Origin of the sequence: Lysinibacillus sp. RS10, assembly GCF_041956855.1 — a bacterium.
GTDB lineage: Bacteria > Bacillota > Bacilli > Bacillales_A > Planococcaceae > Lysinibacillus > Lysinibacillus xylanilyticus_A.
Genome location: NZ_CP167122.1, coordinates 2,430,768 through 2,455,728, shown reverse-complemented (window position 1 = coordinate 2,455,728; position 24,961 = coordinate 2,430,768). Strand labels below are relative to the sequence as shown.

Here is a 24,961-nt window from a genome sequence, read left to right as displayed (position 1 = left end):
ATCGTTGTAGATGCATTTTCAGTCATTTATTGATATGAAATTGACCGCAACTAGAAAAAATGGTACAAGGAAATAGTGTGAAATTTAAGGTCTTATCAGCATGTTAGACTTTAGTGGGATTTTTCGAAATATATAGAGAGAAGGTTTTTAGAAAGTATGAAGAAAAAGCAATGGCGTGTTTCCGCGCTACTTGTGATTGTCAGTATTTTTTTCGTTGCACTCAATATGCGGCCAGCAGTCACAGGAATTGGACCACTATTTAATGTACTTTTGGAGTCACTCCATGTATCCAATACAAAAATGAGCTTTTTAACGTCTATTCCGGTGTTTTGTATGGGACTCTTTGCACCATTCGCAGTACCCTTACAAAGGAAACTCGGAACAAAAACAGCAATCACGCTACTACTAATCATCATCGCATTAGCAAATGGGCTACGCTTTTTTAAAGAAAGCTATGGACTACTTGTGGTCACAAGCTTTGCTGCAGGGTTTGCCATTGCGCTAATTGGTCCCATGTTAAATGCCTATATAAAAAAGAAATTCCCGACCCGTTTTACAACAGTTGTAGGGATTTATTCATTTGGAATAGGAACAGGGGCGACATTAAGTGCAGCACTAACAGTAACATTTTATAATCGTTTTCATGAGAGCTGGACAATGGCGCTCGGCAGTTGGGCAGTACTAGCAATGATCGCTCTTGTCATTTGGTTACTGACAATACAAAAAGACCAGGATGAGTTATCAGAAACAGATGTATTGAGTGAAAATGATGCGCGAAATCCATGGAAAAATGTTCGTGCTTGGACTATTTTAATTTATTTTGGTTTACAAACATCGTTGTTTTTCTCAATGATGTCTTGGCTAGTACCGATGATACAGGATAAGGGCTATTCACTTGTCGCTGCAAGTTCTATGCTAACATTTATGTCAATCGTTCAAATGATTGGAAATATCTCTGTCCCTATACTAATGGAGAAGTGGGCGAATCGAATGGGTTGGCTTTTCTCTTTAGGAATCCTAGGTATTATCGGCTTTGCACTACTATGGTTAAGTTCAGGTGCTATGTTGTGGATTGCCGTATTAATAATAGGGATCGTTTTAAGTGGCTTATTTCCAATTGGTCTTTTGTTACCATTGGACGAGGCAAAAAATGATGAGGAGGCCAATAGCTGGTCATCAATGGTGCTTTCCGGAGGCTTTATGATAAGTGCCATCATTCCTATACTAATTGGCTATTGCTATGATGTGACGGGTAATCATACATTTACCTATGCCATATTTATGCTGTTAATGCTTGGCATAGTAGCTACTACAATATTTCTAAAGAAAAAATAATTTTGAGGCATGCGAGAATTTACGCGCATGTCTTTTTTTTATAAATAATATTTCAAACGCGATTTATAAGTCATTTTTCATAGCAAAGCTAGAAAAGAATCGTTTTTTATAGGTATAACGAATTGAATAAAAGGGATGAGTAGTATTTTCACAACAAGTCTAAACTAATAATATTATTATGTAAACTTGAAACGTATAAAAACCTTGTTTATGATAGAGAAGAAAGAAATTAACTTCTTTTAGCGATTGTCCAAACATCCGTTAAAAGAATTTATAGCCTCTGGCGGATGTCACGAATTCGGAATGGTGTTAATAAAGGATGTTAGCCTAAAATCATCGCATCCATGCGATAATGGCTAACTGACCTGCATCCAGCAGGCCTAAGCACAAAGCCGAATCCAGACACAATTATGTCGAGGCATAATTGATAGAAAGTTTTGGTGAACGTATGCGGAAAAAGATGCTCATTCTTGGAGCAACAGCTTTACTATTAACAGGCTGTGAAAATGATTCATTGGCAGAAATGTTTCATACTAAAAAGGCCGAGGTAAAATCGGAAAAAGTTGTTATGAAGAAAGAAGAAAAAATTGTACCAGAAGTAAAAATAGTTGGAGAGAACGGAATCGGTGCAGGCATTATTGTTAAAAAAGAGGACGCGAAGCTTTATATTGTAACAAATGGTGCGCTCGTAGCTTCAAAGCCAGCTGCTCTCGTCCAATTTAATAATAATAAGCTTGTGGAAGCCAATGTGCACTATATGTCTACAGCATATAATATCGCCATTTTAGAAGTTACATACAAGGCATCGGTAAAGGTGCCAACTGTTTATAACGGGGAATTAAATCAATTAGCTGTTTTTGTCGATAGTTTACCGCACGTCATTAACAAATATAGTGACAGAAAAGCAGCTTATTACATAGATGCAGAACAAAACATACCTTTAGGGAGCCCTGTTCTAGAAGCGGAGAGTGGTGAAATTGTAGGCATCTATTTTAAACGCCAGCAAAACGATGTTTCACAGCCGTACATACTGCCATTTAAAGATATTGAGCAGGTTTTAGATGAATGGATTGAAGAAGGTATGAAGACAAGAGATCGGCTATCTCAGTCAAAAAATTTATATCCATATATAGAACAGGGTGACAAAGAAGCCGTCCAGCAAGCTATTGACCGATATGGAAAGAACATTTTTGCTTATAATAGTGATGAAGTAAAACTATTTATAGATACATTTCATAAGCATTTACAAGCAGCTGTTGAGATTTATGATGCTAGTGTAATGAAACCTTTCGCAGGTACAGACGAGTTACAAAGCACACTGAATAATATGGTTGCGTATTATGAATCCAAACACGCGAAAATTCAATTTTCCAATACGACGATTAAAAACATCAAAATGGATGGACAAACTATTGTAGTTCGTGCAAAAACGGAATATGTACTAACGAATGCTGCTGGTCAAGAAGCACTTGCAAATTCTATGATGGTATATGAAATAAATAAAAATGAACAGGGCGAGTATAAGCTTATTCGTCTAACAACTGAGGAGTGAAAAGTTGGATGGAGCAAGCAAGACAAATGCTACAACATCATTTTGGCTATGATTCATTTCGCAATGGACAGGCACCAATTATAGAGCAAACATTACGAGGTCAATCAAGTCTTTGTGTGATGCCAACTGGCGGAGGTAAATCAATTTGCTATCAAATTCCAGCACTGATGCTAGATGGGCTCACAGTCGTCATATCCCCCTTAATTTCTCTTATGCAAGATCAGGTAGAAGCATTACGTGCCGCCAATATTCCGGCCGCTTATATTAATAGCACCTTATCTGTACAAGAAGTGAATGAAACAATCCAGCTTGCGAGTGCAGGTTATTTAAAGCTGCTTTATATAGCGCCAGAGCGATTAGAGAGTGCAACGTTTTTACAAGTATTAGCGAATTTATCTGTGCCATTGCTTGCTATAGATGAAGCACACTGTATATCTCAGTGGGGGCATGATTTTAGACCAAGCTACCGAGCAATTCAAAAATTATTTACATTATGGCCCCAAAAGCCTACAGTCCTAGCACTAACTGCAACAGCTACACCAGCAGTTTGTGATGATATTAGACAATTATTAGAAATTGACGAGCATTCAACGGTGATCACTGGCTTTTCGCGTGATAATTTAGCTTTCTCTGTGTTAATTGGTGAAAATAAAGAACGTTACATTAAAGATTATTTAGTGAAAAATAAAAATGAAGCGGGCATTATTTATGCAGCGACTCGAAAAGCAGTAGACGCCATCTATGAGCTTTTAAGTCGTTTGGGCGAATCTGTTGCTAAATATCATGCGGGACTACCAGAGGACATGCGTACGTCAGAGCAGGAGCGCTTTTTAAAAGATGAGGCGCGGATTATGGTAGCAACCAATGCATTTGGAATGGGGATTGATAAGAGTAATGTACGCTTTGTCATTCATTATCAAATGCCTCGCAATATGGAGAGCTATTATCAGGAAGCGGGGCGTGCAGGACGCGATGGCTTACCAAGCGCCTGTATTTTGCTGTATGCATCAGGGGATGTCCAAACACAACGCTTTTTAATTGAACAGACGCAGGATGAAGCTCGCATTACGCAGGAACTAGCAAAGCTACAAACGATGGTTGACTATTGTCATACAGAAGGCTGTTTACAAAATGCGATCTTAACGTATTTTGGCGAAGAAGCAGGCGTGCCTTGTAGTCGTTGTAGTAATTGTAATGATGGACGGGAAGTCAAAGATGTGACAGTAGATGCACAAAAGGTGTTAGCCTGTGTCGTAAGGATGGGGCAAAAATTCGGCAAGACGATGGTGGCTCAAGTGCTAATTGGCTCCAAAAATCAAAAAATGACTGAATTTGGCTTTGCAAGGCTGTCTACCTATGGCATTTTAAAAGGCCAATACTCCTCGAAGGATGTCTCAAGCTTTATAGAATTTTTAATCGCTGAAGGTTTACTGGCTGTTAAGCATGGCACGTTTCCAACTATTTATGTACCTGAGGAAGGCAAAGAAGTGCTAATGGGTAATCGAACGGTTATGCGAAAAGAAGCGGTTACTGTGCGTAAACTCGCAGAAAATGACCCGTTATTTGAGCATTTACGAGTATTGCGTAAAGAGATTGCTGATGAAGAACAGGTACCACCATTTGTTGTGTTCTCGGATAAAACATTACGTGAGCTATGCGACAAAAAGCCAATGGAGCTTGAAGGGCTGCGACATGTTAGTGGGATTGGTGAAGTAAAATTCGAAAAATACGGCAAGCGTTTCTTCGATGCCCTTCAGTCTTTTTTGAAAACAACACCAAATAGTTAGTTGAAAGTGATAAAGGAAAAAAGGCAGTGCTTAATTCAAAAGAATTAGGCACTTTTTTTTCTTGTAAAGTAGATGTGAACTTACTCAACTTGATGGTCGAATGTCATGATGTCCTTAAATCAACAAAAACAAAAAACCCGGAAAAAATTTTCCGGGTTTGATTCTCACTTACTTATAGTGCTCCATGACACACTGCCTCGCTTCCGCATTGAATCTTAAATTTTTTTAAGAAAACTGTGCTTTAGCTTTATTCAGCTTTGATGGTCCTTCTGAGTTACCGGTCAGCCCCACTCATCGGGTTAACCCTCCTTGTCATTGGATTTGAAGTGAAATCTTTAATAGTATAGACCGTTTATTCTTCAACTATACCGTTAGTTTAAGTACAATTTTACTTAATATTTATTGGAAAAATTACCTCAAATAAATCAAAGCTACAATATCGAAAAAAATAAAAACCCGGGAATAAATCCCAGGCCTGATTCTCACTTACTTAAAGTGCTCCATGACACACTGCCTCGCTTCCGCATTGATCTTAAATTTTAAGACAACTGTGCTTTAGCTTCATTCAGCTTTGATGGTCCTTCTGAGTTACCGGTCAGCCCCACTCATCGGGTTAACCCTCCTTGTCATTGGATTTGGAAGTGAAATCTTTAATAGTATAGATCGTTGATTATTTTTTATACACGCTTTTAAAAGAAAAATAAAAAATCTATTTAGAACACGTTTATACCCTGAGTAAAATAGGTGAGTTAGCAATCAAAATGGAATTTCTTTTGTCAGTATTTTTCCCAATGCTCAGTGATGAACTGATCTCGACCTGAAAGCGTACGATCTTTCTCATAATGCTCCGACTCTTTTTTATAATAGTCCTGATGATAATCTTCTGCTGGATAGAACTGTTTGGCATCGCGAATTGTGGTTACAATAGGTTTAATAAAGCGACCACTTTTTGCTAGTTTTTCCTTGGATAATTCGGCAATGCGCTTTTGCTCGTTTGAATAAGTGAAGATTGCCGTCGAGTATGATTCACCACGGTCATGGAATTGACCATGGGCATCCGTTGGATCGATTTGCATCCAGTAAATATCAAGAAGCTGCTCATAACTAAAAACGCTAGGATCGAATTCGATTTCGATTACTTCTAAATGCCCAGAAGTACCTTTCTTGACATCCTCATAAGTAGGATTTTTTAAATGGCCACCCATGTAGCCAGAAGTAACCTTATGTATACCATCCCATTCAACAAATGGCTTAACCATACACCAAAAACAGCCGCCTGCAAACGTTGCTTTTTCAATCATATTGATCATCCTTTCTACTCTATTTTGAAGAAATTATAGCATTATTTTGCTCGTTATTGGCATTTTAGGTGTAAAATAACGAATAGGTAGTTGATGATAGGCGCAGCAACGTTTAAAATGAAACTTTCCTTACGATGAATCGTTACATTAACTATAAAAAATAGAGGAGTTACTAGTTATGGAAGAGCAAGATTATACAAGACGCTCGCAACGTCCCAAAAAACGTCGATTGCGAAAAGGGAGAGTATTGTTCACATTGTTATTACTCTGTGTCATTGGCGGCGTGGGCTATGCTGTTACGCAATATCAAAATGGGCTAGAATTAGCAAGCGATACAAAGGTAGCTCAGGAAGATTTCAGCGGCGACACAGTAAAAGGCGATATTGAAAACTATTTATTATTAGGAATCGATACACGTGGTGAAGAGAAATCACGAACAGATACAATGATGGTATTGTCTTGGAACAAGAAAACAAATGATGTCAAACTCGTATCATTTATGCGAGATATTTATGCGGATATCCCTGGTTACCAATCCTATAAGCTAAACACGGCTTACTATTTAGGTGGTGTTCAATTATTAAAGGATACGATTAGCAATATGTTTGGTCTTCCGATTCATCATTATGCGATTGTCGATTTCAAAAATTTTGAATCACTTGTCGATATTTTAGCGCCAAATGGAGTGAAAATCGATGTAGAGAAGGATATGTCTGAAAAAATTGGCGTTTCATTAAAGCAAGGTGAGCAAAACTTAAATGGGAAAGAGTTACTTGGCTATGCACGATTCCGCCACGATGCTGAAGGCGATTTTGGTCGTGTCGCACGTCAGCAAAAAGTTATCGAAGCCTTAAAGAATGAAATATTAGCGCCTCAAAATATAGTGAATATACCAAAATTCGTTGGTGCGGCACAAGGCTATATAACAACCGACCTTTCATCTAAAGAAGAGGTTCAGCAAGTGCTTAAAATGGTGTCTAAAGGTAAAGTCAACATAGAAAAAGCAACGATTCCAATTGAAGGTAGCTTTAGTTACAAATACTTTAGTCATGCTGGTGATTCAATCGTTATTGATGTAGAGAAAAACAAAGAATTTTTACGTAAATTTTTAGGTATTTCTTTGGAGTGATGTTTCGCCAAAGCTAATATTTTCTTGTAAAATAAAGGTATAGGATTTGTATTGGGGTGAGTACATGGAAAAAGAAAGACCAAGAGAGCGATCCAATTTCTTTTCAACGAAGTTTATTCGCTTTTTAGGTGGTAAAAACTTATTTTTTACACTAATTATTTTAGTATTACTTGCGTGCGTTATTTTTATGTTCCAAAAAGTTGCCTTTATATTTACCCCGCTAAAGGTTTTATTTCAGGTAGTAATTCTACCAGGGGTACTTGCCGGTATTGCGTATTATTTATTACGCCCATTATTAGGGCTTTTAGAAAGGTGGCGTATCCCAAGAATTTGGGGTATTTTACTACTGTATATCGCTGTAATTGGCATATTAACGTTATTAGTATTACTTGTCTATCCGTTTTTGAGAGACCAGTTTACTAATTTAGCAAAGGAATTCCCAGAGTATTTTATGGCGTTAACGCAAAATACGGTTGATTATCTCAATAATTCACGCATTACTGAGTACTTAGATAAAATGAATTTTAACTATAATGAAGTAGTGAAGAACTTTACTACGGATATGGTGAAAACAGTAAAAGATACGGCTACCAACTTAGCGCAAGGCGTAGCATCTGGTATTACTGGCTTCGTTTCAACATTAACGGGTATTGTTCTGTCATTAGTGACGGTGCCATTTATTTTATTTTACTTACTTAAAGATGGTGAAAAACTACCGAATTTTATTTTAAAAGCATGCCCACCACGTATGCGTAAAGAAGTACATGAAATTTTCCACGATATGGACAAGCAAATTAGTTCATACATACAGGGGCAAATTTTAGTATCCATGTGTATCGGTTCAATGGTAACAATCGGCTTTTTAATTATCGGTATGAAATATGCTTTATTGCTTGGGTTCCTTGCGATGATTACGAGTGTGGTTCCATACTTAGGGCCAGTCATTGCGATTACACCGGCTGTCATTATCGCTCTTGTAACATCACCGTTCATGCTCTTTAAATTAGCCATTGTATGGACAGTTGTACAGCTGATTGAAGGGAAATTCATTTCTCCTCAAATTATGGGTAAATCACTAAGTATCCATCCAATTACAATTATTTTTGTGTTATTAACGGCAGGTTCATTATTTGGCGTACCAGGTGTTATTTTAGGGATTCCAGGCTATGCCATCTTAAAAGTACTTGTGACACATTTATTTAAGCTATTTAAGCAACGTTATAATCGTTACGAAGATGAGGAACAGCAAAAATATGAGGTGTAAGAAGAGACAGTTACTGCGAAAGTGCAGTAACTGTTTTTTGATTGAAATCAAAGTTCACAAGCTTATTCAAAGTGAAGGAATGAAAGCAACTGTGTCATTTTTTTATAGGGGGAGAAGTGTTTGAAGTTAGTCGATTTGTAAAAGTATGTAGTGCATCTAAAAATTTTTCATGTTCTTCAATAAAAGGGAAGTGGTTACTATTTTCGAATATTTGAAGGCTTGAATTAGGCAACAGGTTATGTAGTTCTTCAGAAAATTCAATAGGACATTGAACATCATATTTTCCGCATAAGATTAAAGACGGAACCGGGTTATTATTTATGGTTTCACTGACATCATAATAACGTAATTCAGATGAATAAGCTGCCATTCTTGATTTATTAATAGCGACGAATTGCATTTCTTTGTAGTATTCATCAACTTTTTCTTTAGCATGAATGCATAACTCGAAGAATTTTTTTGCTGCAGATTCTTTATTTTTCTTACTCATAAAAGGTAACATTTTAAAGAAGATTTTTATCATATCTTTTTTGTATTTACCATTTTCCACATTGAATAAATTGTTTTTAGATCGGTTTATTCTATTTGATACTGCTGTACCACATAAAATAATTTCAGATAGTTTGTCTGGATATATAGAAAGATAAGTTAAACCTAAAAAACCTCCTGTTGAGTGTCCAGCAAAAGCCCAATTAGAATATTTAAGTTCCTTACGAATACTTTCTAAATCTTTCACAGTTTCTTCCATGCTTAAATCTTTTTTTGATTTAATTTTAGTGGAAGACCCCGTATTTTTAAAATTTACTAATATTACTTTATAACATTCTCCAATTGCAGCGGAATATGGCTCTTTACCAGATAAAAATTCTTGGTATAAATGTGCTATGCAAATTGGGTCTTTGCCTTTTCCACCAATAAATACTTCAAATTCTCCACGATCTGTTTTAATCATTTCTCTCAGCAAAAGACTTCATCCTTTCTTATTTAGAGTGAAAAAAAAATATAGCAATAGCTATAAATACTTTTTAAATGCGTTGTATAGTTTGTAAGATACGAGTTCATGTAGAAGTTGTATCTTAGGAATATTGCATTTTGGTTGTGGGTTATACTTGAAACGTCAATTTTTTTGAGGTATTTTAATATTAAGGTTAGTAATGTTTGGTAAATATTCCACTTTTCTAAGGTTAATTATATCACAAAAATTGGAAATAAACAGTTGGTTCAAATCATGTCTTAACTTATAAGGAGGGCTTTATGGGATATATAAAGGATTTGCGTAAAGTAGTTGGAAGTAGACCATTAATCATGTGCGGTGCTTGTGTATTAGTCATCAATAATCTTCAACAAGTTTTATTACAGCTTCGAATAGACAACGGGTGTTGGGGCTTGATTGGTGGTTCAATGGAGCTAGGTGAAACTTTAGAACAAGTCGCCCATCGAGAATTATTTGAAGAAACAGGGCTTACAGCTAAAAATCTAAAATTAATGAATACTTATTCGGGACAAGAATTTTATTATCAATATCCTCATGGTGATGAAGTTTATAACGTAGTTACAGCTTTTGAATGTCAAAAATATAGTGGTTTACTCACTCATGATAGTAACGAGGCAACGATGCTTCAATTTTTCCCTTTAGATGATTTACCCAAAAATATTAGTCCACCTGATCGACCGATACTAGATGATTACATAGTAAGCTACAGCAAAAACCCTTCCAACAAGTAAAGTTAGAAGGGTTTTCAAATTGTTTACGTGTTTATTTTTGTAGTGTTACTTGTACTTGTACTTGTGCTAATCGATCAACAGCTTCCTGTAACAATTCTTTTGGTTGTACTAAGGCTAAACGTAAATAGCCCTGTCCAGCAGAGCCGAATACTGTACCAGGAACTGTCACAATGCCGGCTTGCTCAATTAGTTTAAAAGCTAGCTCTGTACAGTCAATGTTGTACGGATATTTTGCCCAGACGAACATGCCACCGTCAGAAGGGGCTGCATCCCATCCTAAATCACGTAAGCCATTCATTAGTGTTTTATGACGTTCTGAGAATGTTTCACGTAAACTTGCTGTAATTTCTTCTGCATTATCAAGCGCTACGACCGCAGCATCTTGAATCGGCTCGAAAATACCGAAGTCTAGGTTTGATTTTAATTGCTTGATGATGTCAATCATTTCAGCGTTGCCGGCGATATAAGCGATACGTGTACCCGCTAGGCTAAAGCTTTTCGATAAAGAGTTAATTTCCATCCCAACTTCTTTTGCTCCGGGAGCGGCTAGGAAGCTAATTGGGCCATCACCTGAAAAATAGAACTCAGAGTAAGCCGCATCATGTAAGACGATGATGTTGTATTTTTTCGCAAAGGCAATGACCTTTTCAAAATAAGCTAATGAAGGCATTGCAGGCACTGGGTTACCTGGTAAGTTTAAAATCAGTAGTTTTGCTTTTTGCGCAATTTCTTCAGGTACAGCGTCAAGATCTGGTAAATAGTCGTTGTCAGCTGTTTGTGGCATATAGTATGGAGTTGCACCTGCTAAATGAATCCCTGCATCATAGGCAACGTAAGCTGGGTTTGTGGATAGTACGATGTCACCTGGGTCACAAAAGGCGATTGGTAAATGCACTAAGCCCTCTTGAGAGCCAATCGTTTGAATGATTTCAGAAGCGGGATCTAAATCTACATTACTACGACGTTTATAATAGCGGCTAACGGCTTCATAAAAACGTTGTGTGCCTGTTAATGTATACCCGTAAGATTCTGCTAAACTTGCTCTATAGGATAAATGCTCACGGATTTTAGCGTGTGGGGGAAGGTCAGGGCTACCTAAGCTTAAATCAATCATTGTCATACCTTTAGCTTCTTGTTGTTTAGCATGTTTTTTTAAATCTCCGAAAATTGCTGGTGTAAATAAAGACATTTTTTTAGATGGTACGATTTTCAAACTAGTACACTCCTTATAGTTGTATAACAGAATAGTAGTACACATTTTATCATACTAAAACACATAAAGGGAAAGTTATTCTGAAAAAAGAATATATTTAAATAATGGACAAGATGTGTGCGTAGGCTAGCGGAAATAATTTTGCTAATGCTGGAAATAATATTTTTGACGGAAAATGAATAACATTTCTGCTATGATAATGAAATGGAAGGGAGGCTATGAAAACTATGAATGTTAATTCGTTAAGTGGCCCAAGCGGAACAGGGAAAAGTACAAGCGCACTTGTTTTTGCCCATAAAATCGGTGTAGAGGCTCTTATTGATGATGGACTTTTAATTGTAAATGGTGTGAAGGTAGCGGGAATCTCGGCCAAGTTTGAGAAAAATACGATTACAGCAGTTCGGAGAGCCATTTTTACTGACGATATCCACCGTGAGGAAGTAAAAAAAGCACTTGATACATATAAAGTACAATCGATTTTAATAATCGGCACGTCCGATAAAATGACGAAGACGATCGCTCGACAGCTAGATCTTGATCCTATCGAGAAATATTACTATGTCGAGGATGTACGTTCGCCAAAAGAAATCGCCAAAGCTCGCTTTATTCGACAGACGCAAGGGAAACACGTCATGCCAATACCATACCGCCAAGTCGAGCAAAACTTTTTTAAACGGCTCGTGCAAAAAGGGAAGGAGATTTTCTCTTCAAAACGTGAAAAAATAGGGGAGACGACAATTGTTCGCCCTGATTTCCAACAGGAATATATAGCTATTGACAGGCATGTTTATGTGGAGTTACTAACGTATTGCTGTGCAAAACAAAATATCGTACACAAGGTCGAGCAAGTACAATTTATCTTTGGTGAGCTAGCGCAAGCAACGATTACATTACAACTTAAGCTACCAATCAACTATTCATTACCAGACCGATTATATGAATTACAGAAAACGATACAGGCAGAATTTTCTCAGCATTTTGGTTATGAATTAGATGCAATTCATCTTCACATTAAGTCGGTAGTAATTAAGCGAAAATCATAAAAAATAGGTACTCCATTCGCAACGAAGGCGAGCAGAGTACATATTTTTTATTTTGATTGACGTGTAAATTGAGGCTGACGTTTTTCGACAAATGCACGGCAACCTTCTGCAAAATCGTTTCCTACAAACGGTGTTGAACCGTTCCATAATGATGGCACACTGTCCATGCATTCTTGAACAGATTGCTTCACGGCTAGTAACGATTCTGGTGACATCCCAGCCACAAGCTTACCCATGCGAATCATGTATTTATTTAAATCTTTTTCAGCTACTAAATAATTAAGCATACCAAGTTTAAAGGCTTCTTCTGCTTTAAACATGCGACCGGTAAAAACTAAATCCTTCGTAGTTGATGGGCCTACAAGTTGTACTAAACGCTGTGCAAATTTGTTATTTAAGGTAATCCCTAATTTACCGACAGGAATCCCAAGCTTTGCTTTCTCGGAGCCAATACGGATGTCACAAGCTAAAGCGAGCTCTAAGCCAGCACCCATTGCGGGACCATTAATGACGCCGATTGTTGGAATTGGTAAACGTTCAATAGTGGAAATCGTTTTTTCCATATGTACAAAGGCTTCTTCCGCTTTTTCAAGGGAAATGGCGTTGAATTCTTTAATATCAGAGCCAGCAGTAAAATTTTCACCAGATCCGCGTAAAATCAATACTTTATTTTTCGGATTATCTAATACTTGAAGGGCAATTTTGGCTAATTGATCCCACATATTCGCTGTAAGTGCGTTTTTAGCCTGGGGGCGGTGAATCGTAATAATCGCTAGCCCAGCTGTTTCTTGATAAATAATTTTTGCTTCTTCTGCCTCAAGTCGAGTTGTTTTTACTTGCATACTTGATAATCCCCCTATAGTTGAAATTTAATACACTTATTATATAACAGAAACCGTATTAAACACTAAATTATACGAATTTTCATGTAAATTATCCTTGTTATACAAGAATAGGGTCATTTCAAAGAAATTGTACTACTACAGAGTACGGAAAATTGCTATTGTAAGAAAACAAAAGATATGAGACACTGCTGTAGGAACATTTGTTTCTTCTTTGTAAAAGGAGCATTTGAACACTTGAAGTGGGATCGTGTTTGAATAATACAGATTATCCGACATTGCAATTTATATAAATAAATTAAACGTACGCACCCAAAATATAGTAAACTATTGATAAAACACGCACAGCTAACAAGGAGGGAGCCAGATGGTCACACTAGAGGCGGCATGGAACAGCTATTTATTACTTTTAAACTCTTTAAAGAAAAGTGCTGCTACAAAAAAGCAGTACAATATCGATGGACAGCAATTTTTAGCGTTTGCTCATGAAAAAAACTACTTGCATGTGGATCGTCATTTAAAAGAATTGTTATTTATATATAGTAATTATCTGAAGGAAACCTATGAAAATGTCAACACATTTAATCATAAAATTGCTACATTGCGAGGCTTTGTAGACTTTGTCTTTTTACGAGAGTGGGTGGAGCCTTTTGATTACGAGAGCATTTTACAACCAAAAAAGAGGCATAAAGAGGCATTAAAAGTACTGACAAAGAAGCAATTGATGCAAATTACAAATGTCTGGCCGACTTATTTTCAATTCGCGAAAACGATGGAACATGCGTGGCTAGCAAGACGTAATGGCTGCATTGTCCAAATGCTGATGGAAACAGGATGTAAACCAGCTGAGCTTGTTCGAATGAAATGGGCGCATCTAAACATCGACTCTTCCTTCATCTACATTTCTAACCACAACGGGCGTCGAGAAATAAAACTTTCTCCGATCTTAATGGACATGCTAACACATTATCAAGAGGCAACAGAGAAATTACATGAAGAAAAACTGGGGGAATGGGTTTGGGTTAGCGAGGCTAGTCAATCAAAATCCATCTCAACGAAAACAATTGAGCGAATTTTCCAAACGATGTCAAAGGATATCGGAACAAATGTGAGGGCAACAGATTTGCGCTACACGGTCATGCAAAAGGCATTCCAAAGTGAAAAAACAATCGAAAATATTCAGGAAAAGATGGGTAACTAAACTGTTACGACAAATTTAGGCAAAACTATACAAACCTGTATAGAAATATAGATTTATAACAGAATACCCTTCGTATCAAGCGATTGGTGCGAACTCCACGTTAATTGCTTTTAACTCCTAAAGCCTTGTGACCAACGCGGAGCTGGAAACGGCAGACGTAACGGTGCGAAAGTAGAAAAAACAACAAGGATGGCATAAGCTGAAAAAAATTACTCAGTGTCCGTAAAGGATCATCGTGACAACGGAAAACGGTAGCGCTAAGTGCTTTGACAATGGATGTTTAGCAGCGAACTCCTAAATCTCTATTGAGACATGGAAGACGTTCAACGACTATCTCCTTGAGGGAGAGTAAAACCGCAAGCGAATGGCGGAAGAAAACTGTGGCTCTTATCAGAAGATAAGATGAAGATATAGTCTGCGCTTATGTGAAAGCATAAGAGGTCTACTCGTGAGAGAAAGACTGCATGAAGGGTTGCGCCTTTGTGTGAACAAGAAAAATAGATACAAATATAAAAATGTTAACAACCTCTCTAAATAGGGTAAAGTGATTTTATCCTAGTGAAAGAGAGGTGGTACGCATGGAATTAATGTCCATTGGGAAATTTGCTAAACATGTTGGTGTAAATGTTGTCACGCTAGGGACAAAAATCAGACTAAAACCAACTAAAGAACAAGAGGTTTTGTTTTGGAAGTCTGCGGGGACTGCGAGATGGGCTTACAATTATTTCTTGGCTGAAAGCGAACGTATTTATAACGACGAGAAGCGTACAGTCAAAGAGGGCGAAGTTCGTAAGAAAATCAATAACGAGCTGAAACCAACAACGCATAAATGGCTGAAGGAAGTCGGAAGCAATGTGATGAAACAGGCGGTGAAAGATGCCGATATTGCTAGAAAGCGTTGGTTCGAAGGCATGACTGAAAAGCCAAGGTTCAAAAGCAGACGAAGAAGTAAAGTTAGTTTTTATGTAAATTATGAAAGTTTAAAACGAACAGGTGAAGGTTTTAGAGGTGAAAAGGTTGGCAGTGTAAAAACCTGCAATGCGCTTCCTAAGCTTAAAAAAGGTCATAAATATTCGAATCCACGTATTTCATTTGACGGACGAAATTGGTTCTTATCCATTGGATATGAGCAAGAATTTGAGCAATTTAATTTGACAGATGAGAGTTTAGGAATTGATGTGGGTATCAAAAAATTGGCAGTTTGTTCTAATGGTGAGTTCAAAGAGAACATCAACAAAACCAAAGAAGTCAAACGATTAGAGCGAAAGTTGAAGCGAGAACAACGACAACTAGCTCGTAAGCTTGAAGCCAACACGAAAGCGTATACTAAAAAACGAAAGCCAATCTATAAAATACCTTTAAAGAATATGAAAAATATTCAAAAACAAAACACTGAAATCCGTAATTTATATAAGCGACTTAACGACATCCGAACAAATCATTTAAATCAGTGTTCTAATGAGATTGTGAAAACCAAGCCATCTCGTATTGTAATGGAACATTTAAATGTAAAAGGTATGATGAAAAATAAACATCTGGCGAAGGCGGTAGCCAGGCAAAAGTTATATGAATTCAAACGGCAAATTCAATACAAATGTAAAAAATACGGAATTGAATTTGTTGAAGCCGACAGATGGTTTCCATCATCAAAAACTTGTTCTTCTTGTGGACAAGTCAAATCCGATTTGAGACTGAAAGACAGATTATTTATCTGCTCTTGCGGATTAAAGATGGATAGAGATTTGAACGCAAGCATTAACTTAGCAAATTATTCAATCTAAGAAGCTTAACTGAAACTAAGCCTTAGATGTGTACGCAACGATACTGCGGAATTTAAGCCTTTGGAGAGTCATACTAAATGGCAGTAGCTTCGGCGAAACCAGGCTCGGAGAATAAGGAAGACATAAATACGAAAGTCAGAAGATATAAGTTGTGTCACAGTAGAGATGTCTACATTTTTTAAGAAATGTATATGTTTTTCGTATCGGCTATGTTCGAAAGTGGGTGCTTACTGAAAGACAGGGGCGTTTTGAATAGAAATGGATAGTTTTTTCGTCTGTATTGAATTGTTATTAAGCGTCCTTAAGGAGAACACATCATAAATAGTTGAGGTTATTCTGTTTGAAAAAATAGTAATGAATCTAAGCTCAGCAAAGTGTTTAGTGTACTACTAAAATAGAGGGCAGTATAACAGTAGTTTTTCCAGAGAAGCATTTATGAGAAGACTTTATAAAAAAATCATTTGACGTTTTGTACTATTTTATGTATTATATTGAAAAAAGAATGCCCGAACTAGAACGGGAGAGGTTCATAGCTGATACCCTCTATAAAAAACTATGGAAACATGATAATATGCCATGTCCATATCGGACGTGGCTTTTTTTATGTTTTTACTTATGTTTTATTAGAATGATTGGTGATGCCTCTCTTGAAAAGTGTTGGGAAACATTTTACAAGGAGGTTTTTTGTTTGACCAAAGCCATGAAGAAGGACTGACAGATTTAACTTTATTGGGTAACCAAAGTACACTATTTTCATATTTCGTTTAACGAATCACAATCTTAATCCAGAATAAATTGAAATGCGGACTTGAATAGTTCAATGAAGAAAGAGGTATTTAGCTACCCTCTAAAAAAAACTAAGAAGAAAGCAGTACTTTTCTTAGAGTGCTGGTTTTTGATACAAGGGAGTTTTATAGATGAAGCAGGGAAAAGCAATTGTTGTATTTAGTGGAGGTCAGGACAGCACAACTTGTTTGTTCTGGGCAAAAGAACGTTTTGAAGAGGTTGAGGCAGTAACTTTTGATTATGGTCAAAGGCATCTTCTTGAAATTGAATGTGCGAAGATGATAGCAGGGGAGCTCGGTGTCAAGCATCACATTCTTGATATGTCACTCCTAAATCAGCTTGCTCCGAATGCATTGACACGACAAGACATAAAGGTAGAAGACGGAGAAAATGGTGAGCTTCCATCTACTTTTGTACCTGGCCGAAATCTTCTCTTTCTTTCATTTGCAGGCGTTTTAGCGAGCCAAGTAGGAGCTAAGCATATTGTAACTGGCGTTTGTGAAACAGATTTTAGCGGATATCCAGATTGCCGAGATGTTTTTATTAAATCCTTGAATGTAACGTTAAATTTATCGATGGATGATTCCTTTGTGATTGATACACCATTGATGTGGCTGAATAAGGCACAGACATGGGAGCTTGCTGATCAGTTTGGGGCACTTGAATTTGTTCGGGAAAGAACGTTGACTTGCTATAACGGTGTAATTGCAGATGGCTGTGGTGAATGCCCAGCATGTAAACTGCGAAAAAATGGGCTTGATGAGTATTTGAGTTACAGAAAGGAGTCTTAAGGCATGCCAGATTTTAGAATCGTCGATAAGCTCCAAAAAATAGATGAAGATATTCAAAGAAATCAATTAAACTATCATGCAAAGCGTGTTCTCGTAAGCAAAGAATTTACCTTTGATGCTGCCCATCATTTACATAATTATGAGGGGAAATGTAAAAACCTACATGGTCATACGTATCGCGTAGTATTAGGACTGAGTGGATACACAGATGAACGCGGTTTGATGATTGATTTTGGCGATATCAAAGGAATATGGAAAGAAAAAATAGAGATACATTTGGATCACCGTTATCTCAATGAAACGCTTCCACCCATGAATACGACGGCAGAGAACATTGTTGTTTGGATTTACGAAAAGTTGGCTGCGGCCTTACTTGATGAACAAAGATATAACGGTTCGCGTGTAGAGTTTATCAGGCTATATGAAACCCCGACAAGCTATGCAGAAGCGAGACGGGAGTGGATGGAAGTTGAGTAAGATACCGGTTATCGAGATTTTTGGACCGACGATTCAAGGTGAGGGAATGGTAGTTGGCCAAAAGACAATGTTTGTGAGAACTGCCGGGTGTGATTATTCCTGTTCTTGGTGTGATTCATCGTTTACGTGGGATGGCAGCGGAAAGCATCTTATTGTCCATATGACAGCGGAAGAGATTTGGTCTGAGTTGAAACGTCTTGGAGGCAATGGCTTTTCATTTGTCACGATTTCAGGCGGCAATCCTGCACTCATCCAAAATTTGGAGAAGCTCATTGCCATTTTAAAAGAAAATGACATACAGATAGGGGTGGAAACACAGGGAAGTAGGTGGCAAAAATGGATGTATGAGATTGATGAGTTGACAATTTCACCAAAGCCACCTAGTTCTGGAATGACTACAGACTATTCGGTGCTCTCTGATATCTTTGAAAAACTTAAAAATCGAAACAGTAATTATCATATATCCCTCAAAATAGTCGTCTTTAATCAAGATGATTACGATTATGCTAAACAAATTCACCACCGGTATCCAATGATTCCTTTTTATCTACAAGTCGGTAATGATGATCTCACGACGACTGACAATTCACGATTAATACTACATTTATTAGATAAATATCATGCGCTGATTGATCGAGTGATTAAGGATGAGGAATTAAGAGATGTCAAAGTACTGCCACAGTTGCATGCGCTTGTTTGGGGGAATAAAAGAGGCGTATAGTGCCATTACGGGGTCCCGTCAGAAAAATGCGGATTTACAACGTTAAGGAAAAATGGATTAAAAACGAGAGCATGCTCAACTCTAAATGTTGTGCTGCTCTTGTTTTAAATTGCGATAAATTGTAGCGCGACTAATTCCGGTCATTTCAACAATTTCACTGACGCTATATTGTTCAGATTTATATAATTTGAGTGCCTTTTTCAGCTCTCTTTCATTTACTTTAGGACGACCACCTTTGCGACCTCTTGCTCTTGCACTATTTAATCCTGCCTTTGTTCGCTGGACAATTAAATCACGTTCAAACTGACTGAACGCTTGAAAGACAGTCATCATTAATTTCCCTTGTGGCGTGGAAGTATTAAAGTTTTCTTTAATGCTAAGTAGCTTTATCTTTTCTTCAAAATAAGCAACTAATTCAATTAAATCCTTCGTACTTCTACATAATCGGGAAAAGCTTTCTACGACTACCATTTCTCCTGGTTGCAATTTGTCCTTCAAACGATTTAACCCCGGACGTTCTGCTTTCGTTCCAGACATTTTCTCTGTTAAAATCTCGTGGCAATTGTATTGTTTTAGTAAGTCCAACTGTTGAATCAATTCTTGCTGTCGTGTACTCACTCGTGCATAGCCATAAATATACGAAGTCACAGATTTCTCCCTTTCGATATTACAGATATAATATCATAAAGGGTGCTTTATGAAACATAGATTTTGAGCAAAGTTTTGAAACAGCATTTATACAAAATACAGTAAAAAAAGTAGCCTAATGAAAACGTCTCAAAAAAAATCGTTTTCGAGATTAGAACATGATATAAAAAAATATTAAATTCTATGCAACTAAATATCCTTTCAAATGCTCTAACGGTTGTAAGGAAAAGAGAGGTGCTGGTAATGGAGAATGACATTTTAGTAAAGAAAGCGCAGAAAGGAGATGGCGAAGCATTTATACAGCTGATTCAGCAATATGAACTTATTTTGTATCGCACAGCAAAACGACTAGGTTTAAAGGATGAGGACATTGCGGATTTATTGCAAGAAACCGTTATGACCGCATTTGAAAAAATCGCAACGTTGAAAAAGGGACAGTATTTTAATACGTGGATATGTCGGATTTTATTGAACAATTCCTACCGCTTTATGAAAAAAAATAAACCTTTAGCTACAATGGATGAAACAGTTCTCAATAATTTATCACATCAAGATTTTTTGTCGTTGGAGCTAGACGATGCACTAAATAGTTTAGATAACAATCACCGGATTGTACTAACGCTTTATTATGTAAACGGCTTTACTACGAAGGAAATTAGTGAATTTCTACATGAATCCGAAGGCACCATAAAATCACGTATTTCAAGGGCCAAAAAACAATTGAAAAATACGTATTATATGGAAGGAGCTAATTTAATATGAAACGTAATGCGGATGACTTAGTACGCGAGGATATGAATAAGGAGCAAGAATTACCTGCTTCAATTCGTTCTGCTTTTGACCAATCATACGAACAAATTCGTCAGCAACCCAAGAAAAAAGCAAAAAAATCATGGCTAAAACCATTCTCAGCAGCGGTGGCAGCACTTACATTAAGTTCGGCTGTCTTATTAACCAACGATACAGCATTAGCAAAGTTACAAGCTTTTTTAGGCATTAACGACCCAGGTTTAGAAACAGCTGTTGAAAATGGTGATTTACAATATATTGGGCAAACAGAGAAGTCTGAAAATATTACCATTACATTAGCTAATTTTTTTGCAGACGCCTATCGCCTAGGTCTACAGTTAACAATTGAATCAGATCATATTTCGAAGGACAACTTAAACTACTTAAGCTTTGAATACCGTCTTTTTGACGCAGATGGTAAAGAGATCAATGCTCTTGTATCGGATACAAAGGAAATTGCAGGTCCAGGGATTTATAGTGGTGGAGAATTCCAACTTACAGATGTGAAAAATAATATCGCAACACTTGAACTACTTGAGGAGTCAACTACGACAACTGCTCCATCTTTAGAAGGTGCTCAATTGGTTGTTGAAGCCGTGCATTTTTTCAACAAGGACGGAGGTAGTACATCCGTTGATGGCAAGTGGGCATTTGATTTAACATCTGCAAACGTGGTTAAACAAGTGTATGTAGCAGAAAATTCAGTTCCTGGTTTAACATTAGAACAAGCTAGCATAACAAATGGTTCGATGCAAGTGAGTTATAAAATTAATGGTATAAATGAAGATGAAAATGATATTTTTGAAACAGCATTAGTAAATGGAAATGGGGAATCCTTCTATGCAAAAAGCGCAAATTTCGAACGCTTAAATGAAGAACAGCAAACAGTGATTAGCCTTGTTTTCCCTTACAGTGTGTGGAATGAAAAGTCATCACTTTCATTAAAAGTGAAGGGGTATGAAGAATTAAAATTAGTGGAGAAAGAGTAAACTGTACGGAGAATTTAAAAGAAATTATTTTACTATAAGTAGTCCACTGTCATTTTTAATGACAGTTGATTTGCTGTTTTTAATATTAATTACAGGGTTGGTGAATCATGAAAACTTTAAGAGGACGCGAGCTACTAACAGAAAATCAACGAAATGAAATGATGGAATTACATACAGATGCATGGAACTTAGGAACGTATTATACTTTTTCAATGCAGGATTTGTAAGTAATTCATAAACGAAGACGTGAAGAAAATCGATTAGGTTTTGCAGTGCAGCTCGCTGTTTTACGTCGAAGCATCTTGCGCCCCTTGTCTTAGAAAACGGGGAAATGGTGTATTTAATAAATGCGTGTTTTGAATTCTTAAGAAAAAATAAAATTATTTTTCCAGCTTTAACAACACTAGAACGAATGGTTAGGTAATCTAATATTATTTTTTTCACTAATTTAAGATTACGTCATTTAGAAACTATTATTTAAAAATCAATAGAGAAAACCACAATTTGTAGTTTTTTTATTTTAATCTATAAAGGTTTTTCGAAGTTTACTAATTGAGCTATTTTCGTTCAAGCAGAGCAATCGCCTTATCAATTTTCTTAATCGTTTTGTCAAATCCATGATTAGTTACTTTGGTGTGTGGCTGTGTGGATTTTCTCTTTGTTGTACGTTTCAAGCTCATGTTTGTTCCTCCTGTATAGCTTTTTTATTAAAATTCTCCTTTAAGATAAGGTTGGGTTAATTTTAACATATTTAGATTGCTATTAAGTTGCATAATTGATTCATTTTAATATTAAATAATGTTTCTAAATAAGACATAGGGAATGTTCGATTCAGCAGCTAAGATCTTCACTAAGTCTTAGCTGTTTTTTATTTAATTGTCTTAATCTTATAGGCTGCCCAGCTATTACTGGGTAGTCTTTTTCGTTTTTCTACAATCGAGACATTATTTTGAATGGGGGATTTGCTTTCTTCTCCTTATTTAATGAATAATCGTAAAATTTGGTAACATTTCAAACAGCGACAAACACCGGTTTAACAGTGTTTGTCGCTGTTTTTTATAGAAAATAACACACTGAGACGCTGTGAGAAATCATTTTAAAGAGGACTGTTCGATCCACTTGTTCTGAATGGCGGTAACATATAAATAGACGCTTAATGAAATGTACCCCAAGTTCAGCTTTGGGAATGTTATTCAATTTTATTATTATTTAAAACGAGTATGATTGAACCCCGAAAGAATAGAACATTTTTATAAACATATTTACTTTTTGTTTATTTATATATAAACTTAATTAAAATTAGTTTTATGGAGGGGATTTGGTGGAAGTTCTAGATATTTCATTAGAGGATTTAATTAAAGGTTATCAATTGATTAATAATGAGTACCACTGTTTATTCTGCGAGACAACTTTTGACGATGACCACGTGTATCCAATGAATGAGCAATTTTTAACAGCTAAAGGAATGATGAAAAATCATATTACGTTGCATCATCGTTCACCTTTTCATGGAATGCTCTCATTAGATAAAAAAATACTTGGTTTATCTGATGTACAAATTGAAATGATAAAGTATTTTTATGAAGGTACATCTGATAAAGACATTGTAAGTCAGAGTAATTTAACGAGTGTATCAACGGTACGCCAGCATCGTTTTAAATTAAGAGAAAAGGAAAGACAAGCTAAGTTATTTCTTGCTCTGATGCAACTATTAAAAGAACCAGAAAATTATTTGGTTCATAAAGGGGCTAAACAAGTGGATGAACGTTATGGAGTAGAACAGGAAGAACGTGATAAAGTCTTGAAAACGTATTTCAAAAATGGGCTTGAAGGTGAAATTACGACAATCCCTAGTAAAGAAAAGAAAAAACTAATTATTTTACAGCATATTGTGAAACGCTTTGAAGCAGGAAAAACGTATTCAGAAAAAGAAGTGAATGAAATACTAAAAACGGTTCATGCAGATTTTGTTTCGTTACGCCGTCATTTAATCGAGTATGGGTTTATGAATCGAAATGATGATGGTTCTGAATATGCTTTGAAAATGTAGAGGGTTTTATAAGATGAAATTGTAAAGTAATGGAGGGCGAAAAATGAACGTAGAATTAACACGTTATCGAGTTAAAAAAAGTAAATCTGAACGAGTGGATGAATGGTTAAAATTTTTGAACGACAACATGAAAGATGTTTTAGTAACCCTTGAAGGTGAAAAAATGTATGTTGAAACTATTTTTAGAGAGATATTAAAGGGCGAGGAATATTTATACTGGTATTCAGTTCGAGGGGAAGGTGGGCAAGATGTAGAACAATCTGAACACTGGATAGATAAAAAGCATTTGGAATACTGGGATGAATGTATTGATGAAACGTTTGGCTCATTGGACTTAAAAACTGAAGTAATAATGATACCTGAAAAAATACAAAAATCTATGCAATAAAAATTTTAGTATTACGTTTATACATAAAAATTCCACCAAAATCCCGTTGGAAGTTCTGGTGAAAAAAATTTTCATGGAACCAGATAATTACTTATAAACTAAAAAACAGAAAATATAGTAGTACAAACGTTCGTTTTGTGTTATATTGAAAATGCTTCAAAGGCGATTAGCGAGATAAAAGTTAGTGAGGGCGACTACGAATGATCTTAATAAAACCCCTGATTCTTCTGCTTAGCGTAGCAAATCAGGGGTATAATTTTAACTATAGCACTTCTTTGTTACAAATGATTCACTGCTTTGACGCTCACTTTAACTGTTAAATCATGTTTTCCACCTGAATAAACACCTTCAACCGGGCTGATATCGGAATAATCACGGCCAATGCATAAAATAATGTGATTTTCTAATACTTCTACATTATTAGTTGGATCTAGGCCAATCCAGCCGATTCCTGGTATCATGACTTCGACCCAAGCGTGGGTTGCAATATCACCGACCAAAGCAGAGTTTTCATCAACATATAAATAACCACTAACATAGCGAGCTGGAATTCCTTTTGCTCTTAATACCGCAAGCATGACATGGGTGAAATCCTGACAAACACCTCGCTTAATGGCAAAGGCTTGACTTGCAGTTGTCGTAACATCAGTCGCACCAGGATCATATTCAAATGTCGAGTATAAATATTGCATTAAATTCAGCGAAAATAGCACCGGATTTTCCGCATGACCAATCGCATGATAAACTTCCTCTAACTGAATTTCTGTCATATACGTAAAATGTGTAGACTTTAAATAGGGCAAATAATGCTCATAAAACAGCTGAGAATGAAAAATTGTTTGCATCTCGTGTGAATATTGAATGCGATGAATAAAGGGTGCACGTTGAATGCTGACAATAGATGTCGTTTGAATTTCTAGCTCTTGATGCTGCTCAGGTATATAAAAAGTGCCAACCGTATTGCCCCAAATATCTGTATGCTCACGCGTTAAAGATGAAGGTGTAATGGCAATTCGATAGGATAATAAGCGCTGACGCTCATCACCTCTTGGCTTCAAGCGGATAGTATTTAAACTTTGATCGACTTCAGACTCATATTGAAAAATATTAGTATGTTGAATTTCAAATTTCATGGTGTCCGCTTCCTTT

The 24,961-nt window shown here is 36.5% G+C and carries 22 protein-coding genes, 2 pseudogenes and 1 riboswitch; of the genes and pseudogenes, 17 read left to right on the top strand and 7 right to left on the bottom strand.

The window, feature by feature from the left end; genetic code table 11:
• Window positions 1-156 precede the first annotated feature (156 nt).
• From ACB089_RS12525 to recQ, 3 genes are all read left to right on the top strand, one after another.
• Entirely contained in the window at window positions 157-1,335 is a 1,179-nt protein-coding gene (locus ACB089_RS12525; protein WP_374966697.1) for a CynX/NimT family MFS transporter, read from the top strand.
• A gap of 424 nt (window positions 1,336-1,759) precedes the next feature.
• A complete protein-coding gene (locus ACB089_RS12520; protein WP_374966696.1) occupies window positions 1,760-2,887 on the top strand; it encodes a hypothetical protein in 1,128 nt (375 codons plus the stop codon).
• 8 nt (window positions 2,888-2,895) lie between these two features.
• Entirely contained in the window at window positions 2,896-4,674 is a 1,779-nt protein-coding gene (gene recQ, locus ACB089_RS12515; protein ID WP_374966695.1) for a DNA helicase RecQ, read from the top strand.
• Between the two features lie 776 nt (window positions 4,675-5,450).
• Here the strand turns inward: recQ and msrA are convergent.
• Window positions 5,451-5,975: a peptide-methionine (S)-S-oxide reductase MsrA gene (gene msrA / locus ACB089_RS12510; protein ID WP_374966694.1), complete on the bottom strand. Its 525-nt coding sequence runs from the start codon at window positions 5,973-5,975 to the stop codon at window positions 5,451-5,453.
• 178 nt (window positions 5,976-6,153) lie between these two features.
• Here msrA and ACB089_RS12505 point away from each other — a divergent pair, with 178 nt between their 5' ends.
• Together ACB089_RS12505 and ACB089_RS12500 are read left to right on the top strand one after the other, a co-directional pair.
• Complete coding sequence (locus ACB089_RS12505; protein WP_374966693.1) at window positions 6,154-7,104, top strand: LCP family protein; 951 nt, start codon at window positions 6,154-6,156, stop codon at window positions 7,102-7,104.
• A gap of 64 nt (window positions 7,105-7,168) precedes the next feature.
• Complete coding sequence (locus ACB089_RS12500; protein ID WP_374966692.1) at window positions 7,169-8,368, top strand: AI-2E family transporter; 1,200 nt, start codon at window positions 7,169-7,171, stop codon at window positions 8,366-8,368.
• A 94-nt stretch (window positions 8,369-8,462) separates the two neighbouring features.
• Here the strand turns inward: ACB089_RS12500 and ACB089_RS12495 are convergent, their stop codons facing one another.
• The gene (locus ACB089_RS12495) at window positions 8,463-9,332 is read right to left on the bottom strand and encodes an alpha/beta fold hydrolase (RefSeq protein ID WP_374966691.1); all 870 of its coding nucleotides are present in this window, start codon (window positions 9,330-9,332) and stop codon (window positions 8,463-8,465) included.
• Between the two features lie 290 nt (window positions 9,333-9,622).
• Between ACB089_RS12495 and ACB089_RS12490 the strand changes: the two genes are divergently transcribed.
• Window positions 9,623-10,093, top strand: coding sequence for an NUDIX hydrolase (locus ACB089_RS12490; protein WP_374966690.1), 471 nt, complete (start codon window positions 9,623-9,625; stop codon window positions 10,091-10,093).
• 31 nt (window positions 10,094-10,124) lie between these two features.
• Here the strand turns inward: ACB089_RS12490 and ACB089_RS12485 are convergent, their stop codons facing one another.
• Window positions 10,125-11,306, bottom strand: coding sequence for an aminotransferase class I/II-fold pyridoxal phosphate-dependent enzyme (locus ACB089_RS12485; RefSeq protein ID WP_374966689.1), 1,182 nt, complete (start codon window positions 11,304-11,306; stop codon window positions 10,125-10,127).
• 227 nt (window positions 11,307-11,533) lie between these two features.
• Here ACB089_RS12485 and ACB089_RS12480 point away from each other — a divergent pair, with 227 nt between their 5' ends.
• Window positions 11,534-12,349 (top strand): hypothetical protein, encoded by an 816-nt coding sequence (locus tag ACB089_RS12480; RefSeq protein ID WP_374966688.1) that lies wholly within the window; start codon window positions 11,534-11,536, stop codon window positions 12,347-12,349.
• Window positions 12,350-12,396: 47 nt separating this feature from the next.
• Here ACB089_RS12480 and ACB089_RS12475 read toward each other — a convergent pair whose 3' ends face one another.
• On the bottom strand, window positions 12,397-13,191 hold the full coding sequence (locus ACB089_RS12475; RefSeq protein ID WP_374966687.1) for an enoyl-CoA hydratase/isomerase family protein: 795 nt from the start codon (window positions 13,189-13,191) through the stop codon (window positions 12,397-12,399).
• Window positions 13,192-13,558: 367 nt separating this feature from the next.
• Here ACB089_RS12475 and ACB089_RS12470 point away from each other — a divergent pair, with 367 nt between their 5' ends.
• The 5 genes from ACB089_RS12470 to queE all read left to right on the top strand — a co-directional run bounded on the left by ACB089_RS12470 (window position 13,559) and on the right by queE (window position 18,948).
• Entirely contained in the window at window positions 13,559-14,392 is an 834-nt protein-coding gene (locus tag ACB089_RS12470) for a tyrosine-type recombinase/integrase (RefSeq protein WP_374966686.1), read from the top strand.
• A 578-nt stretch (window positions 14,393-14,970) separates the two neighbouring features.
• Window positions 14,971-16,173, top strand: coding sequence for an RNA-guided endonuclease InsQ/TnpB family protein (locus tag ACB089_RS12465; RefSeq protein WP_374966685.1), 1,203 nt, complete (start codon window positions 14,971-14,973; stop codon window positions 16,171-16,173).
• Between the two features lie 516 nt (window positions 16,174-16,689).
• Window positions 16,690-16,736: riboswitch (PreQ1 riboswitch) on the top strand.
• 354 nt (window positions 16,737-17,090) lie between these two features.
• Window positions 17,091-17,750, top strand: a complete 660-nt coding sequence (gene queC / locus ACB089_RS12460; protein ID WP_374966684.1) for a 7-cyano-7-deazaguanine synthase QueC — start codon at window positions 17,091-17,093, stop codon at window positions 17,748-17,750.
• A 3-nt stretch (window positions 17,751-17,753) separates the two neighbouring features.
• A complete protein-coding gene (queD, locus tag ACB089_RS12455) occupies window positions 17,754-18,227 on the top strand; it encodes a 6-carboxytetrahydropterin synthase QueD (RefSeq protein WP_374966683.1) in 474 nt (157 codons plus the stop codon).
• Window positions 18,220-18,948, top strand: coding sequence for a 7-carboxy-7-deazaguanine synthase QueE (gene queE, locus ACB089_RS12450; RefSeq protein ID WP_374966682.1), 729 nt, complete (start codon window positions 18,220-18,222; stop codon window positions 18,946-18,948). The genes queD and queE overlap by 8 nt, the downstream gene beginning before the upstream one ends.
• A 93-nt stretch (window positions 18,949-19,041) precedes the next feature.
• Here the strand turns inward: queE and ACB089_RS12445 are convergent.
• Window positions 19,042-19,596, bottom strand: a pseudogene (locus ACB089_RS12445) (recombinase family protein); the annotation flags it as partial.
• A 243-nt stretch (window positions 19,597-19,839) separates the two neighbouring features.
• Here ACB089_RS12445 and ACB089_RS12440 point away from each other — a divergent pair.
• From ACB089_RS12440 to ACB089_RS12430, 3 genes and pseudogenes are all read left to right on the top strand, one after another.
• Window positions 19,840-20,358, top strand: a complete 519-nt coding sequence (locus ACB089_RS12440; protein ID WP_374966681.1) for an RNA polymerase sigma factor — start codon at window positions 19,840-19,842, stop codon at window positions 20,356-20,358.
• The gene (locus ACB089_RS12435; protein WP_374966680.1) at window positions 20,355-21,374 is read left to right on the top strand and encodes a DUF4179 domain-containing protein; all 1,020 of its coding nucleotides are present in this window, start codon (window positions 20,355-20,357) and stop codon (window positions 21,372-21,374) included. Before ACB089_RS12440 ends, ACB089_RS12435 begins: the two co-directional genes overlap by 4 nt.
• A gap of 107 nt (window positions 21,375-21,481) precedes the next feature.
• Window positions 21,482-21,792, top strand: a pseudogene (locus ACB089_RS12430) (DUF4158 domain-containing protein); the annotation flags it as partial.
• Between the two features lie 139 nt (window positions 21,793-21,931).
• Here ACB089_RS12430 and ACB089_RS12425 read toward each other — a convergent pair.
• Complete coding sequence (locus ACB089_RS12425) at window positions 21,932-22,054, bottom strand: hypothetical protein (protein WP_374966679.1); 123 nt, start codon at window positions 22,052-22,054, stop codon at window positions 21,932-21,934.
• Between the two features lie 641 nt (window positions 22,055-22,695).
• Between ACB089_RS12425 and ACB089_RS12420 the strand changes: the two genes are divergently transcribed.
• The gene (locus tag ACB089_RS12420; RefSeq protein ID WP_374966678.1) at window positions 22,696-23,424 is read left to right on the top strand and encodes a DUF2087 domain-containing protein; all 729 of its coding nucleotides are present in this window, start codon (window positions 22,696-22,698) and stop codon (window positions 23,422-23,424) included.
• Between the two features lie 43 nt (window positions 23,425-23,467).
• Window positions 23,468-23,812 (top strand): DUF6176 family protein, encoded by a 345-nt coding sequence (locus tag ACB089_RS12415; protein ID WP_374966677.1) that lies wholly within the window; start codon window positions 23,468-23,470, stop codon window positions 23,810-23,812.
• Between the two features lie 278 nt (window positions 23,813-24,090).
• On the opposite strand, the gene ACB089_RS12410 is transcribed toward ACB089_RS12415, so the two are convergent.
• On the bottom strand, window positions 24,091-24,945 hold the full coding sequence (locus tag ACB089_RS12410) for a transglutaminase domain-containing protein (RefSeq protein WP_374966676.1): 855 nt from the start codon (window positions 24,943-24,945) through the stop codon (window positions 24,091-24,093).
• Window positions 24,946-24,961: the final 16 nt, after the last annotated feature.

Excerpts from the sequence above, each read along its gene's own strand:
- ACB089_RS12525 (WP_374966697.1), top strand. The coding sequence starts at position 157 with ATGAAGAAAAAGCAATGGCGTGTTTCCGCGCTACTTGTGATTGTCAGT.
- recQ (WP_374966695.1), top strand. The coding sequence starts at position 2,896 with ATGGAGCAAGCAAGACAAATGCTACAACATCATTTTGGCTATGATTCA.
- msrA (WP_374966694.1), bottom strand. The coding sequence starts at position 5,975 with ATGATTGAAAAAGCAACGTTTGCAGGCGGCTGTTTTTGGTGTATGGTT.
- ACB089_RS12505 (WP_374966693.1), top strand. The coding sequence starts at position 6,154 with ATGGAAGAGCAAGATTATACAAGACGCTCGCAACGTCCCAAAAAACGT.
- ACB089_RS12500 (WP_374966692.1), top strand. The coding sequence starts at position 7,169 with ATGGAAAAAGAAAGACCAAGAGAGCGATCCAATTTCTTTTCAACGAAG.
- ACB089_RS12490 (WP_374966690.1), top strand. The coding sequence starts at position 9,623 with ATGGGATATATAAAGGATTTGCGTAAAGTAGTTGGAAGTAGACCATTA.
- ACB089_RS12480 (WP_374966688.1), top strand. The coding sequence starts at position 11,534 with ATGAATGTTAATTCGTTAAGTGGCCCAAGCGGAACAGGGAAAAGTACA.
- ACB089_RS12475 (WP_374966687.1), bottom strand. The coding sequence starts at position 13,191 with ATGCAAGTAAAAACAACTCGACTTGAGGCAGAAGAAGCAAAAATTATT.
- ACB089_RS12470 (WP_374966686.1), top strand. The coding sequence starts at position 13,559 with ATGGTCACACTAGAGGCGGCATGGAACAGCTATTTATTACTTTTAAAC.
- ACB089_RS12465 (WP_374966685.1), top strand. The coding sequence starts at position 14,971 with ATGGAATTAATGTCCATTGGGAAATTTGCTAAACATGTTGGTGTAAAT.
- queC (WP_374966684.1), top strand. The coding sequence starts at position 17,091 with ATGAAGCAGGGAAAAGCAATTGTTGTATTTAGTGGAGGTCAGGACAGC.
- queD (WP_374966683.1), top strand. The coding sequence starts at position 17,754 with ATGCCAGATTTTAGAATCGTCGATAAGCTCCAAAAAATAGATGAAGAT.
- ACB089_RS12440 (WP_374966681.1), top strand. The coding sequence starts at position 19,840 with ATGGAGAATGACATTTTAGTAAAGAAAGCGCAGAAAGGAGATGGCGAA.
- ACB089_RS12435 (WP_374966680.1), top strand. The coding sequence starts at position 20,355 with ATGAAACGTAATGCGGATGACTTAGTACGCGAGGATATGAATAAGGAG.
- ACB089_RS12425 (WP_374966679.1), bottom strand. The coding sequence starts at position 22,054 with ATGAGCTTGAAACGTACAACAAAGAGAAAATCCACACAGCCACACACC.
- ACB089_RS12415 (WP_374966677.1), top strand. The coding sequence starts at position 23,468 with ATGAACGTAGAATTAACACGTTATCGAGTTAAAAAAAGTAAATCTGAA.
- ACB089_RS12410 (WP_374966676.1), bottom strand. The coding sequence starts at position 24,945 with ATGAAATTTGAAATTCAACATACTAATATTTTTCAATATGAGTCTGAA.